A 14,692-nucleotide genomic window follows, 5' to 3' on the forward strand; every position below is an offset into this window, starting at 1 on the left:
TTGGCCGATCTTGGCCAACCCCTTCACAGCGAGAAAACGAACCGAGAGCTATCCGACCTGAGGGTCACCCTTGGTGTACGTCAGCCGCTCCACGGCTCCGGGCTGCCAGTCGTCGTCGATCTTCTTGCCGTTCACGTACAGCTGGATCGCCCCGGCGTCACCGAGGACGAGGTTGATCTTGTCGCTGTCCTGGAAGGTCTTGGAGTCGCCCTGCGTGAGCAGTCCGTCGAACAGGGTCCGGCCGTTGTGGTCCTTGGCGAGGATCCAGCTCTTGCCGTCGGCGGCGCTGACCTGCACGGTCACCTTGTCCTGAGGTGCTGCCGCGATGGCGCTGTCGGACGGCGTGGGTTTCGGGTCCTTGGGGGTCTTGTCGGACTTGGGCGTCGGAGACTTGCTGGTGGCGGGCGTGGTGCCGTCGGCGACCTGTGACGTCCCGCCGTCGTCGCCGCCCTTGAAGGCGGTGAACCCGACGAAGCCGACCACGGCGACGATCGCGGCGACCATGGCCGCGGTCCAGTTGGGCCCGCGGCGCTCGGGACGGATGCGTTCCGCCTCGAACAGCGGGGCGGCCGGGGTCGGGGCCGGGCGCCCGCCGCCGTGATCGGCGGCGAACTGGTCCAGAAGGGGGGCCGGATCCAGATGGACGGCCTTGGCCAGGGTCCGGATGTGGCCCCGGGCGTACACATCGCCACCGCACGGGGCGAAGTCGTCCGCCTCGATGGCGTGCACGATGGCGATGCGGACCCTGGTGGCGTTGCTGACGTCGTCGACGGTCAGCCCGGCCGCGATCCGCGCCTGTTTCAGGGCGCGGCCGACGGAGAGTTGGGCTTCCTGCGGGTCGTCTTCGAACGGACGCTCGTCTTCAGGGGAGTTGCCGATGGACACGGGGGCGCCTTTCGAGCGTTTAAGCCACCTGTGCTGGAGGTTCAGTCTAGGGGGGGTGCGAAAGAGTGGGGCAACCGGGCGGTGGACTTTGTACGCCATCGGAATGGCCGAACACGCCGATGGTGGGGCAGCAGCCTTTTGCTTCCCTCAACTTGACGTGTGCCGAAGGGAAACGGTTGCTCGATGATCCCTTACGGGTGAGTCACGATCGAACAACGGTGGCCGGACCCGCTTTGGACTCTCTCTAAGCCTCCCCGCGGATGACCGCGAGCACGCCGTCCAGCTCGTCAGCCTTCACAAGAACGTCACGAGCCTTGGACCCCTCGCTGGGGCCGACGATGCCCCGGGACTCCATCAGGTCCATCAGCCGGCCAGCCTTCGCGAACCCGACCCGCAGCTTGCGCTGGAGCATGGAGGTCGACCCGAACTGCGTGGAGACGACCAGCTCGGCCGCCTGGCACAGCAGGTCGAGGTCGTCGCCGATCTCCTCGTCGATCTCCTTCTTCTGCTTGGTGCCGACGACGACGTCGTCCCGGAAGACGGGCGCCATCTGGTCCTTGCAGTGCTGCACGATCGCCGCGACCTCTTCCTCGGTCACGAAGGCGCCCTGCATACGGGTGGGCTTGTTGGCGCCCATCGGCAGGAACAGCCCGTCGCCCTTGCCGATCAGCTTCTCGGCACCCGGCTGGTCGAGGATGACCCGGGAGTCGGCGAGCGAGGAGGTGGCGAAGGCGAGCCGCGAGGGCACGTTCGCCTTGATCAGACCGGTGACGACGTCCACCGACGGCCGCTGGGTGGCGAGCACCAGGTGGATGCCGGCCGCGCGCGCGAGCTGCGTGATCCGTACGATCGCGTCCTCGACGTCCCGCGGGGCGACCATCATCAGGTCGGCGAGCTCGTCGACGATCACCAGCAGATACGGGTACGGCTGGAGCTCGCGCTCACTGCCCTCGGGCAGTTTGACCTTGCCGTTCCTGATGGCCTCGTTGAAGTCGTCGATGTGCCGGAACCCGTACGCCGCGAGGTCGTCGTAGCGCAGGTCCATCTCCCGTACGACCCACTGGAGCGCCTCGGCGGCCCGCTTGGGGTTGGTGATGATCGGTGTGATCAGGTGCGGGATGCCCTCATAGGCCGTCAGCTCCACGCGCTTGGGGTCGACGAGGACCATGCGCACGTCCTCGGGGGTCGCGCGGACCATGATGGAAGTGATCAAGCAGTTAATGCACGAGGACTTACCGGAACCGGTGGCTCCGGCGACGAGCACGTGCGGCATCTTCGCGAGGTTGGCCATGACATAGCCGCCCTCGACGTCCTTGCCGAGCGCGACCAGCATGGGGTGCTCGTCCTCGGCGGCCGCCGCGAGCCGCAGCACGTCACCGAGGTTGACCATCTCCCGGTCGGTGTTGGGGATCTCGATGCCGACCGCGGACTTGCCGGGGATCGGGCTGATGATCCGTACGTCCGGGCTGGCGACGGCGTACGCGATGTTCTTGGCCAGCGCGGTGATCCGCTCGACCTTCACCGCGGGCCCGAGCTCGACCTCGTAGCGCGTGACCGTCGGCCCGCGCGTGAAGCCGGTGACGGCGGCGTCGACCTTGAACTCGGTGAAGACGGTCGTCAGGGACGCGACTATGGCGTCGTTGGCCGCGCTGCGCGCCTTGCCCGGGCCACCGCGCTCCAGGAGGTCGAGGGAGGGCAGCGCGTAGGTGATGTCACCGGACAGTTGGAGCTGCTCCGCGCGCGCGGGCAGTTCGCCCGGAGCCTCGGGAGCGGGCTTGGTGAGGTCGGCGACCTCGACCTTGAGCTTCTCCTGCTTCGGACGCGCCCCCTCCTTGGGCCGCGCGGCCGGCACCGGAGTGGGTACCGGGGTCGTCTCCACCCGGTCGCCCACGCTGACGCCCTGGGTGAGGTCGGCGACCAGCGGCGACGGCGGCAGGCCGTGCATGACGACGCCGTCCAGATCCGCGGCGGCGGCCGCGGCGATGTCCACGGCATCCATCCGCCGGTCCATCGCCGGCTGGGGCACCGCGGACCGCCGGGGGCGCCCACGCCGCTGCGAGAGGGCCTCCTGCTCCGCTCCGTCGGGGTCGTACGACTCGGGCGCCGGACCTCGCTTGCGTCCGCGCGCGGGCAGCGCCTCGCGCCACTGCTCGTCGTAGCGCTCGTCGTCCTCGCCGAACTCGTCCTCCGCCGGGTCGGGGAGAATCCCGAGCCGCACACCGAGCTCCCGCAGCCGCCGTGGAATCGCGTTGACCGGGGTGGCCGTGACGACGAGCAGCCCGAAGACCGTCAGCAGCACGAGCAGCGGTACGGCGAGGACCTCGCCCATGGTGTACGTCAGCGGAGTCGCCGCTCCCCAGCCGATGAGTCCGCCGGCATCCCTTATCGCCTGCATGCCGTCGCTGCGGGCGGGTGAGCCACAGGCGATGTGCACCTGGCCGAGCACGCCGATCACGAGCGCGGACAGGCCGATCACGATCCGGCCGTTGGCCTCGGGCTGCTCGGGGTGCCGGATGAACCGTACGGCGATGACCGCGAGCAGTATCGGCACGAGCAGGTCGAGCCGGCCGAAGGCGCCGGTCACGATGATCTCGACGAGGTCGCCGACCGGGCCGCGCAGGTTCGACCAGGTACCGGCGGCCACGATCAGGCCGAGGCCCAGCAGCAGCAGTGCCACGCCGTCCTTCCGGTGCGCGGGGTCGAGGTTCTTCGCGCCCTGCCCTATTCCGCGGAACACCGCGCCGACGGCATGGGCGATGCCGAGCCAGACGGCGCGGATGAGCCGGAGGACGCCTCCGGTCGGGCTGGGCGCCGGCCTCGGCGGGACGGCCTTCTTCGCCGCGGCCTTCCTGGCGGGCGCCTTCTTCGCCGGTGCTTTCTTCGCAGGCGCCTTCCTCGCCGGACCCTTCGCGGGAGCGGCAGCCTTCTTGGTGGGCTGCTTCTTGGCTGCGGAGGGTCGTGAGGCCATGAGTGTGAGGTTACCGGTGGAGACGCCCGCGGACACGTGTGGCCACTGCTTCACCCGTTCGTGTCGCTACCGGGGAGGTGCCGAGCTGACGCGGGCTCACCCGCGTGAGACACGGGATCACTTGCGCCTCCCGTCGGTTCGGCTCAGTTCTGCGAGGTCACCGACGGCGAACTCCCGGTGCCCGGCTCCAGCGCGTCCAGCGCCCGCCGCAACCCGGTGAGTTTGCGTTCGAGATGGGCCGCGGTGGCCACCGCGGCCGCGTCAGCGGACTCGTCGTCCAGCTGCTTGGACAGCGCCTCGGCCTGCTCCTCGACCGCCGCGAGCCGCGCGGACAACTCGGCGAGCAGACCCGCCGGCTCCTTCGCGTCCCCGACCGCCGTCTTGCCTCCGCCGCCCTCCAACTGGAGCCGCAGCAACGCCGCCTGCTCCCGCAGCTGGCAGTTCTTCATGTAGAGCTCGACGAACACCGAGACCTTCGCGCGCAGCACCCACGGATCGAACGGCTTGGAGATGTAGTCCACCGCACCCGCCGCATACCCCCGGAAGGTGTGATGCGGACCGTGGTTGATGGCGGTCAGGAAGATGATCGGGATGTCCCGGGTCCGCTCCCGCCGTTTGATGTGCGCCGCGGTCTCGAAACCATCCATGCCCGGCATCTGGACGTCCAGCAGAATCACCGCGAAGTCGTCCGTGAGCAGTGCCTTGAGCGCTTCCTCCCCGGACGATGCCCGCACCAGTGTCTGATCGAGCGCGGAGAGGATGGCCTCCAGCGCCAGCAGATTCTCCGGCCGGTCATCGACCAGGAGGATCTTGGCCTTCTGCACCATGGCCCGCCCTCCTCGCCCCGGATGTGCACCGGGTGCCGCCCCTGGGGACGACTCCCTTTCGCCGCCCGTCCTTGTGCCGGTCATCGTAGCCGCACCCTGTCTGTCGACACACCCTGTCACCGTGATGTCACTGTGCACGTAGCAGAAACGTAGCGGGAGACCAGAAGGTTCCCCGAATCCCGTACTTCTACACGGCGTCGGGCACACTGAGTCAGCAACTCCGCGTGAACTTCGCCGATTCTCATCACTCCCCCCGCATCCACTGTTGCATCACCGACAGCAGATGATCGGGATCGACCGGCTTGGTGACGTAGTCGGAGGCGCCCGACTCGATGGCCTTCTCCCGGTCGCCCTTCATCGCCTTGGCGGTCAGCGCGATGATCGGGAGCCCGGCGAACTGCGGCATCCTGCGGATCGCGTTGGTCGTCGCGTAACCGTCCATCTCGGGCATCATGATGTCCATCAGGACGACCGCCACGTCCTCGTGCTGTTCCAGCACCTCGATGCCCTCACGGCCGTTCTCCGCGTAGAGCACCGACAGTCCGTGCTGTTCGAGGACGCTGGTGAGCGCGAAGACGTTGCGGATGTCGTCGTCGACGATCAGCACCTTCTCCCCGCCGAACCGGATGCCCCGGCGCGGCTGCGGCGCGGCCTGGTGCTCCACCGCGGACCACTGGTCCGGCTGTCCGATCCGCTGTTCGAGGGCCGGGGCGGTCCTGCGGCGGCGCCGGAAGAGCGCCGCGGCACCGTTCTGCGTCTCCTGGTACGACTTCACCTCGGCCGGTGTCTCGACCTCGACCCCGGACAGCCCGTTCTCCGACCTGGACGCCACCAGGTCACCGGCCTCCAGGGCGGGCATGGACTGCTGGTAACCCTGCGGCGGCAGTTCGCTGGGGTGCAGCGGCAAATACAGCGTGAACGTCGATCCGCGCCCCGGCTCGCTCTGCGCGTGGATCTCTCCGCCGAGCAGTTGCGCGATCTCCCGCGAGATCGACAGCCCCAGTCCCGTACCGCCGTACTTGCGACTGGTCGTGCCGTCGGCCTGCTTGAACGCCTCGAAGATCACCCGCATCTTGCTGGCCGCGATACCGATCCCGGTGTCGGTCACCGAGAACGCGATCAGATCGGCATCGGGGTCGCGCAGCGAACCGGCCTCCAGCAACTGCTCCCGGATCGCCACCGGCACATCCCGACCGGCCGGCCGGATCACCAGCTCGACAGCCCCGGAGTCGGTGAACTTCACCGCGTTGGACAGCAGGTTCCGCAGCACCTGGAGCAGCCGTTGTTCGTCGGTGTGCAGTGTGGCAGGCAGCTCGGGCGAGACCCGCACGGACAGGTCCAGGCCCTTCTCCGCGGTCAGCGGCCGGAAGGTCGCCTCCACGTAGTCCACGAGCTGAACGAGCGCGATACGCGTCGGGGACACGTCCATCTTGCCCGCCTCGACCTTCGACAGGTCGAGGATGTCGTTGATGAGCTGGAGCAGGTCGGAGCCCGCGCCGTGGATGGTCTCGGCGAACTCGACCTGCTTGGGCGTGAGGTTGGAGTCCGCGTTGTCGGCGAGCAGCTTGGCGAGGATCAGCAGCGAGTTCAGCGGTGTCCGCAGCTCGTGCGACATGTTGGCCAGGAACTCGCTCTTGTACCGCATGGACACGGCGAGCTGCTCGGCGCGCTCCTCCAGGACCTGCCGCGCCTCCTCGATCTCGGTGTTCTTGACCTCGATGTCGCGGTTCTGCTGGGCCAGCAGCTCGGCCTTCTCCTCCAGCTCGGCGTTGGATGCCTGGAGGGCCTTCTGCCGGTTCTCCAACTCGGCCGACCGCTCGCGCAGTTGCTCGGTCAGCTCCTGCGACTGCTTCAGCAGCACCTCCGTCTTGGTGTTGACGGAGATGGTGTTGACGCTGGTCGCGATCATCTCGGCGATCTGGTTGAGGAAATCCTTCTGGATCTGCGTGAAGGGTGTGAAGGACGCGAGCTCGATGACGCCGAGCACCTTGCCCTCGAACAGCACCGGGAGGACGATCACTTGCGCGGGCGGCGCCTCTCCGAGACCGGAGGAGATCTTCAGATAGCCGCTGGGCGCGTTCTCCACCAGGATCGTGCGCTTCTCCTCGGCGGCCGTCCCGATGAGCGCCTCTCCCGGCCGGAACGACGTCGGCATGGAGCCCATCGAGTAGCCGTACGACCCGAGCATCCGCAGCTCGTAGTGCTCCTCCGCCTCGGCGCTCATGTCCTTGCCGTCCAGGAGCGGCATCGCGACGAAGAACGCGCCGTGCTGCGCGGTCACCACCGGCGTCAGCTCGCTCATGATCAGCGAGGCCACGTCCTCCAGGTCCCGGCGGCCCTGCATGAGCGCCGAGATACGGGCCAGGTTGCCCTTGAGCCAGTCCTGCTCCTTGTTGGCGATGGTGGTGTCGCGCAGGTTGGCGATCATCTTGTTGATGTAGTCCTGGAGCTCCTGGATCTCGCCGGAAGCGTCCACGTCGATCTTCAGGTTCAGGTCGCCCCGGGTCACCGCGGTCGCCACGCGCGCGATGGCTCGCACCTGACGGGTGAGGTTTCCTGCCATCTCGTTCACGGACTCGGTCAGGTCGCGCCAGGTGCCGTCGACGTCACGCACGCGTGCCTGGCCGCCGAGCTGTCCTTCGGTACCCACCTCGCGGGCGACCCGGGTGACCTCCTCGGCGAAGGAGGACAGCTGGTCGACCATCGTGTTGATGGTCGTCTTCAGCTCCAGGATCTCGCCGCGGGCGTCGATGTCGATCTTCTTGGTCAGGTCACCCTTGGCGATGGCCGTGGTCACCATGGCGATGTTGCGCACCTGACCGGTCAGGTTGGACGCCATCTGGTTCACGGACTCGGTGAGGTCCTTCCAGGTGCCGGCCACACCGGGCACCCGCGCCTGACCGCCCAGGATGCCGTCCGTGCCCACCTCGCGGGCCACCTTGGTGACCTGGTCGGCGAACGAACTCAGCGTCTTCACCATGGTGTTGAAGGTGTCGGCGAGCTGCGCGACCTCGCCGCGCGCCTCGATCGTCACCGTCCGCGTGAGGTCACCATTGGCGACCGCGTTCGCGACCTGGGAGATGTTGCGCACCTGCATGGTCAGGTTGTTGGCCATCAGGTTCACATTGTCGCTGAGGTCCTTCCAGATGCCCGTGACACCCGGAACCCGCGCCTGACCACCCAGCTGGCCCTCGGTGCCCACCTCACGGGCCACCCGGGTCACCTGCTCGGCGAAGGACGACAGCTGGTCGACCATCGTGTTGACGGTGGTGACGAGCTCGAGGATCTCGCCCTTCGCGTCGACGGTGATCTTCTTGGAGAGGTCACCCTTGGCGACCGCGGTGGTGACCTCGGCGATGTTGCGCACCTGAATGGTCAGGTTGTTCGCCATGAAGTTCACGGACTGCGTGAGGTCCTTCCAGGTGCCCGAGACACCCTGCACCTCGGCCTGGCCGCCGAGGATGCCCTCGGTGCCCACCTCACGGGCCACCCGGGTCACCTGGTCGGCGAAGCTGGAGAGCTGGTCGACCATCGTGTTGAGGGTGTTCTTCAGCTCCAGGATCTCGCCGCGCGCGTCCACGTCGATCTTCTGCGACAGGTCACCCCGGGCCACCGCGGTGGCCACCTGGGCGATGTTGCGCACCTGGGCAGTAAGGTTTCCTGCCATTCCGTTCACGGAGTCGGTGAGGTCGCGCCACACGCCGGCCACGCCGGGCACCTGTGCCTGTCCGCCGAGGCGTCCCTCCGTGCCCACCTCGCGGGCCACCCGGGTCACCTGGTCGGCGAAGGCGGAGAGCTGGTCGACCATCGTGTTGATGGTGTTCTTCAGCTCCAGGATCTCGCCGCGCGCGTCCACGTCGATCTTCTGCGACAGGTCACCCCGGGCCACCGCGGTCGTCACCTGGGCGATCTGCCGCACCTGAGAGGTGAGGTTGCCACCCATGAAGTTGACGGAGTCGGTGAGCTCCTTCCACGTCCCGGACACACCCGGTACGACGGCCTGACCGCCCAGCCGGCCCTCGGTGCCCACGTCCCGGGCCATCCGCGTCACCTGGTCGGCGAAGGCCGAGAGCTGGTCCACCATCGTGTTCACGGTGTTCTTCAGCTGGAGCATCTCGCCGGAGACGTCCACGGTGACCTTCTGCGACAGGTCACCGTTGGCCACCGCCGTCGTCACCTGGGCGATGTTCCTCACCTGTCCGGTGAGATTCCTGAACGCGGTGTTGACGGAGTCGGTCAGGTCCTTCCACGTACCGGCGGCCCCCGGCACCTGGGCCTGACCGCCCAGCTCACCCTCGACACCGATCTCGCGCGCCACACGCGTGACCTCGGCACCGAACGCCGACAGCTGGTCCACCATCCCGTTGACGGTGTTCTTCAGCTCCAGCATCTCGCCGGCCACGTCCACGGTGACCTTCTGCGACAGGTCACCGTTGGCCACCGCCGTCGTCACCGCGGCGATGTCCCGCACCTGTGTGGTCAGGTTCCGGAAGACCGTGTTCACCGAATCGGTGAGATCCTTCCACGTCCCCGCCGCACCCGGCACGTTCGCCTGCCCGCCGAGCTGCCCCTCGGCACCGACCTCGTTGGCCACGCGCGTGACCTCGTCCGCGAAGATCCGCAGCGTCTCGGTCATCTGGTTGATCGTGTCGGCGAGCTGCGCGACCTCGCCGCGTGCGGAGACCGTCACCTTCTGCGACAGGTCACCACTGGCGACCGCCGTCGTCACCTGGGCGATCCCGCGCACCTGGGCCGTCAGGTTGCCGGCCATGAGGTTCACCGAATCGGTGAGGTCCTTCCACACCCCGGCCACACCCGGCACCTGCGCCTGACCGCCGAGCTCGCCCTCGACACCCACCTCGCGCGCGACGCGGGTCACCTCGGAGGAGAAGGAGGAGAGCTGGTCCACCATCGTGTTGACGGTGTTCTTCAGCTCCAGCATCTCGCCGGCCACGTGGACCGTGACCTTGCGGGACAGGTCACCCTTGGCCACCGCGGTCGTGACCAGCGCGATGTCCCGTACCTGGGCCGTCAGCCGGTACGCCATCGTGTTGACGGACTCGGTCAGGTCCTTCCAGGAACCCGACATGCCACGCACGCGTGCCTGGCCGCCCAGCTTGCCCTCGGTACCGACCTCGCTGGCCACACGGGTGACCTCGTCGGTGAAGGTCGACAGCTGATCGACAAGGTTGTTAACAGTCCGCCCGACCTTCAGGAACTCCCCGCGCAGCGGATGCCCGGTCCCGTCCGGCGCCTGGGTCCTGAGCTCCATACGGGGCGACAGATCGCCCTCCGCCACCGCGGACAGCACCCGGCCGACCTCGGAAACGGGCCGTACGAGATCGTCCACGAGCGCGTTGGAGGCATCGATGGCGGACGCCCAGGAGCCCTCACAGGCGCCTGTTTCCAGCCGTTCTGTGAGCTTGCCCTCACGGCCCACCATGCGCCGCACCCGGGACAGCTCACCCGTCAGATGCAGATTGCGGTCGGCCACCTCGTTGAAGACCGCCGCGATCTCCGACATCACGCCGTCGCCGGACACCGTGAGCCGCTTGCGGAAGTTCCCGTCCCGCATCGAGACCAGCGCCGTCATCAGCCGGTCCAGGGCAGCCGTGTCCACCGCGGTGGTCCCACCCCGCGGTTTGCGCTGGCCGCTCGCGGACTGTCCGCCCTTCGCGCGCGTCTTGGTGCCACGCGTCGCTGCGCCAGACTCCACTGTGTCCCTCCCGCAGGGGTCGACCGTTACTGCTGTGCTCGGGTGGTACCGCGCGGCACACCGGTTGCGGCCGCGTGCTTCTGCTTACTACTGCGATATTTCAACCAGGCACGCAAAGCCGCACCACGGGCTGCTGCCCGCCGTACGCTCAAGCCACTCGGCCTGCCCGAATCTTCTTCAGGAGCCTGCCCAGTGTTTCACCCTGGTTGAACCCGGCCATAACAGTTCGGCAGCTTCGCACATCGTCCGCACACCCTCCGGACGGAAACACTGCAGACCGGCATCCGCATGGCCGTCGAAGGTAAGTAACCTTGCATGCGGCTGTCCAGCCGAGCCGGTCCGTCCGGTCTGGGCGGTGGCACGAGCACGAGCGGGCATCGGAGGGCGGCCGCACACATGACCACCGGACTGATCCCCGGGGGACAGAACCCGGATCCCCGGCCGACGGGCGGTCTGCCGCAGCAGCGGCACGAGCCGGTCGGCCAGGCAGCCCTGCACGTCGACAACCGGTCGAGGAGTTCTGTGATCACCGCGCGCGCGGCCGCCAGCTTCGAGCCTGTCGGACGATCGGTAGCGACCGCCCGCTCCTTCGTCCGCGACACCCTCCAGGGCTGGGGCTTCGCCGACATCGTCGACGACGCGGTGGTCCTCACCAGCGAGCTCGTCACCAACGCGGTGGTGCACGCCGGCACCTCCGCCGACGTTCTGTGCCTGCGAAGTGACGACGGTGTGCGGATCGAGGTCGCCGACCGCTACCCCGAACGGGAGATCCCCCTCCAGGGGCAGGCGGTCAACATGGGCAACCTCGACCGCGAGGGCGGCCGCGGCCTCCAGCTCTGCGCCGCTCTCGCCGGACGCTGGGGCGTCGATTACACCCCCACCCAGAAGCAGGTCTGGTTCCAACTCGACCTCCCCGAACGCCGGGTGGGCACCCGCACGGCAGGACCGTCCCTGCCCGCGGACCTCCTCCCGCTGGCCGACGGCCGCGTGCGCGTCGCCGTCGTACAGATCGACCGTACGTGCGCCATCACCTCGTGGAACGAGGACGCCGAGGAACTCTTCGGCTACGCCGCCGAGCAGGTCATCGGCAAGCCGCTGACGGACCTCGCGGCCTGGCCGCACACCCCGGGCACCAGCACCGGAATCGCCGAGGCGCTCCAGCTCTCGCGCTGGGAGGGCAGCTACGGCATAAGGGCAGCCAACGGCCGGATCACCTCGGTCTACGCCTCCCACCTGCGCGTCCGCGACACCGGCGGCGAGCCCTCCACGGTCTGCCTCCTGGTGCGCGACCACGAACGGGCCGTACTCCAGACGCCGTTGCGCGGCGCCGCCTCCGACACGAACACCTCCTCCGACGGCCAGAGCACCGACCCCTTCGAGGTCTTCATCGGCTCGCCGGCCCCGGACGACCTCGACGGCCTCCTCCAGCGCACGGTCGAACGCGCGCGCGACATGCTCGACGGTGACTCCGCCTTCCTGCTCCTCGCGACCGACGACGAGACGGAACTGGAGGTCCGTGCCTCCACCGGCCTGCCCTCCGCCCGCCAGCGCTTCGCACGCGTGCCCGTCGAGGCGGGCCCCGGCCGCTACAGCTCCGCCCGCATGCCGGCCGTCCACGACGACCTGTCGGCCGTACCGGGCGCCGTCCCGCTCCTGAGCGGCACCGGCATGCGCTCGGTCGTCACGGTTCCCCTGAAGGTGGAAGGACGCCTCACCGGCTCCCTGGGCGTGGCCGCGGAGGGACCCGGCAGATACTCCAACGAAGAAGCCCTGCGCCTCCAGTTCGCCGCCGACCGCATCGCGTTGGCCGTCGAGTCGGCCCGCCTGGGCGAACTCGAACGCCTGCGCCGCGGATCCCTGAGCTTCCTCGTCGAGGCCTCCGACCTCCTCGCCGGCACCCTGGACCGCGACCAGACGCTGGCCCTCATGGCCCAGATGACCGTCCCCACCCTGGCCACCTGGTGCGCCGTCTACACGATCGCCGACCCGTCCTCGGATCCCTATCTGTCGTACGTCCTGCACGAGGACGAGGAACTCATCGACGGCATCAAGTCGTTGCTCTCGAAGATCCAGCCCCCGGACCCGGTCCCCACCCCCGGCGCCCGCGTCTGGTCGGCCCCCGGCGAAGCGGCCCACCAGGCGGCCCTGCGCAGCTCCATGCGCAGCCTCGGCCTCAACGGCGGCCCCACCCGCCAGCTCGCCTCCGGAATCGGCCCCACGCTCGCCACGGCCTCCGCCGTGGGCGGTGAGACCGTCGTCCTCCCGCTGGTCGCCCGCAACCGCGTCATCGGCATGCTGACCCTCGGCAAGCCCGCCGACGAACACTTCCGCCAGGAAATCCTGGAACTGGCCGAGGACTTGTCCCGCCGGGCCGCCCTCGCCCTCGACAACGCCCGCCTCTACTCCGAGCGCACAGCCATCAGCCAGTCCCTCCAGCGCAGCCTCCTGCCGCCCGAGCTGCCCGAGATCGACGGCGTCGAGGTCGAAGTCATCTACCGCGCGGCCGGCGAGGGCAACGAGGTCGGCGGCGACTTCTACGACCTCTTCCCCATCAGCGACGGCGCGTACGGCTTCGCCATCGGCGACGTCTGCGGCACGGGCCCGAACGCGGCCGCCGTGACAGGCCTCGCACGGCACGCCCTGCGTCTGCTGGCCAGGGAGGGCCTGAGCGGCCCGGCGGTCCTTGAGCGCCTGAACAACGCGATCCTCGACGAGGGCGCCCGCAGCCGCTTCCTGACCCTCCTCTACGGCGAGCTGTGGCCGCAGGAGGACGGCAGCGCCCGCCTGAAGGTCGTCTGCGCCGGCCACCCGCTCCCCCTCCGCCTGCGCCAGGACGGCACCGTGGAACCGGCCGCCGAGCCCCAGCCGCTCCTCGGCGTCATGGACGACCTGGAGCTCTACGAGCAGACGGTCACACTCGACCCGGGCGACGTCCTCCTCTGTGTCACGGACGGCGTCACCGAACGCCGGGAAGGCACCCGCATGCTGGGCGACGACGGTCTCGCCGACGTCCTCACCACCTGCACGGGCCTGACGGCCGGCGCGGTCGCGGCCCGCATCATGCGTGCGGTCGAACGCTTCGCCTCCGACGCCCCGTCCGACGACATGGCGATCCTGGCGATGCGCGTCCCGGGCCTGCAGAGGGACTGAGCGAGAACACGAAAAAGGCCCCGCCCGAATGGGCGGGGCCTTTTGGCTGGAGCCCCCTAACGGAATCGAACCGTTGACCTTCTCCTTACCATGGAGACGCTCTGCCGACTGAGCTAAGGGGGCCTGTCGCTTTCGAGGTTTCCCTCGCGGCAACGGAATAGATCATACCCCGAGCAGACCCGTGCTCCCAACTCGCTCAGAAAGCGGGCTGAAGCAGTCCCCCGAGCGCATTGCACGCGGCCACGACCCGCTGCATGTCCCGCTTGGTCAGCGAGGCGTCCACCGGCAGCGCAAGCGTTTCGTCGGCGGCCCGCTCGGTCTCCGGCAGCGACACACAACGCCGGAACTCGGGCAGCCGGTGCACGGGGGTCTTCACCGGCACCCGGCACTCAACTCCCTTGCTCCGCAAAGCCCGGGCGAAAGCGTCCCGGTCCGGCCGCCCATTACCCGGGACGCGCACGACGTACTGCTGATAGGTGTGCCCGTCCCCGCCATCGGGCGTGCGCACCCCACGCAACTTGCCGTCGAGATAGCAGGCCCGCTCCCGACGCTGAGCGACCTCGTCGTACGGCGCCTCCGACTCGCCCTCCTGCAGCACCAGCAACCCGTGCCGCCGCCCGACCGCGAGGAGCCGCGCCATGTCGGCCGGCCGCCCGAATCGGTGTACGACAACGACGGCCGCTGTCCGCGGAGTCACGGCCACTTCGACAGCGGACGCGTCAAGGCAGTAGCTGACCGGATGTATGTCCGCGAACACCGGAAGCGCACCCGTGAGTGTCACCGCCTCGGCGACCTCCACGTTCCCGAAGGCCGGTACGACGACCTCGTCACCGACTCCGACGCCGGCGGCCCTGAGCATTGCAGCAGTACCCATGCTGCGGATGGTGGTTGCGCAACGTGAACTTCAAGTGACGCACAACAAAAAAGGGTTGGACCCTGAACCGAAGTTCAGGATCCAACCCTTTGAATGATTGTTCGGCGGTGTCCTACTCTCCCACAGGGTCCCCCCTGCAGTACCATCGGCGCTGTAAGGCTTAGCTTCCGGGTTCGAAATGTAACCGGGCGTTTCCCTCACGCTATGACCACCGAAACACTATGAAGTTCGACCGGAAAAAGACACAGTCGTTGCCTCAGAACTAACACAGT

Annotated in this window: 6 protein-coding genes, 1 tRNA gene and 1 rRNA gene; 1 reads left to right on the plus strand and 7 read right to left on the minus strand. The window is 68.5% G+C overall.

All coding sequences use genetic code 11. The features are described from left to right. Positions 1-48: 48 nt before the first annotated feature. The 4 genes from ABZT93_RS34995 to ABZT93_RS35010 form a co-directional block, all read right to left on the minus strand. The gene (locus ABZT93_RS34995) at positions 49-885 is read right to left on the minus strand and encodes a helix-turn-helix domain-containing protein (RefSeq protein WP_356112266.1); all 837 of its coding nucleotides are present in this window, start codon (positions 883-885) and stop codon (positions 49-51) included. A 244-nt stretch (positions 886-1,129) separates the two neighbouring features. Then, the gene (locus ABZT93_RS35000) at positions 1,130-3,853 is read right to left on the minus strand and encodes a DNA translocase FtsK (RefSeq protein WP_356112267.1); all 2,724 of its coding nucleotides are present in this window, start codon (positions 3,851-3,853) and stop codon (positions 1,130-1,132) included. 143 nt (positions 3,854-3,996) lie between these two features. Then, the gene (locus ABZT93_RS35005) at positions 3,997-4,680 is read right to left on the minus strand and encodes a response regulator (protein WP_356112269.1); all 684 of its coding nucleotides are present in this window, start codon (positions 4,678-4,680) and stop codon (positions 3,997-3,999) included. 244 nt (positions 4,681-4,924) lie between these two features. Next, entirely contained in the window at positions 4,925-10,396 is a 5,472-nt protein-coding gene (locus ABZT93_RS35010) for a HAMP domain-containing protein (RefSeq protein WP_356112271.1), read from the minus strand. Positions 10,397-10,792: 396 nt separating this feature from the next. On the opposite strand from ABZT93_RS35010, the gene ABZT93_RS35015 reads away from it, so the two are divergent. Next, entirely contained in the window at positions 10,793-13,546 is a 2,754-nt protein-coding gene (locus tag ABZT93_RS35015) for a SpoIIE family protein phosphatase (protein ID WP_356112273.1), read from the plus strand. 47 nt (positions 13,547-13,593) lie between these two features. Here the strand turns inward: ABZT93_RS35015 and ABZT93_RS35020 are convergent. From ABZT93_RS35020 to rrf, 3 genes are all read right to left on the minus strand, one after another. Then, positions 13,594-13,669 (minus strand) — tRNA-Thr (locus ABZT93_RS35020). Between the two features lie 73 nt (positions 13,670-13,742). Next, complete coding sequence (locus ABZT93_RS35025) at positions 13,743-14,405, minus strand: DegT/DnrJ/EryC1/StrS family aminotransferase (RefSeq protein WP_356112281.1); 663 nt, start codon at positions 14,403-14,405, stop codon at positions 13,743-13,745. Between the two features lie 114 nt (positions 14,406-14,519). After that, positions 14,520-14,636: ribosomal RNA gene (rrf, locus tag ABZT93_RS35030) — 5S ribosomal RNA — on the minus strand. Positions 14,637-14,692: the final 56 nt, after the last annotated feature.

Origin of the sequence: Streptomyces sp. NPDC005303 (assembly GCF_040607335.1) — a bacterium.
Classification (GTDB): domain Bacteria; phylum Actinomycetota; class Actinomycetes; order Streptomycetales; family Streptomycetaceae; genus Streptomyces.

Coding starts and splice junctions, on each gene's coding strand:
- ABZT93_RS35000 (WP_356112267.1), bottom strand. CDS start 3,853: ATGGCCTCACGACCCTCCGCAGCCAAGAAGCAGCCCACCAAGAAGGCT.
- ABZT93_RS35005 (WP_356112269.1), bottom strand. CDS start 4,680: ATGGTGCAGAAGGCCAAGATCCTCCTGGTCGATGACCGGCCGGAGAAT.
- ABZT93_RS35015 (WP_356112273.1), top strand. CDS start 10,793: ATGACCACCGGACTGATCCCCGGGGGACAGAACCCGGATCCCCGGCCG.
- ABZT93_RS35025 (WP_356112281.1), bottom strand. CDS start 14,405: ATGCTCAGGGCCGCCGGCGTCGGAGTCGGTGACGAGGTCGTCGTACCG.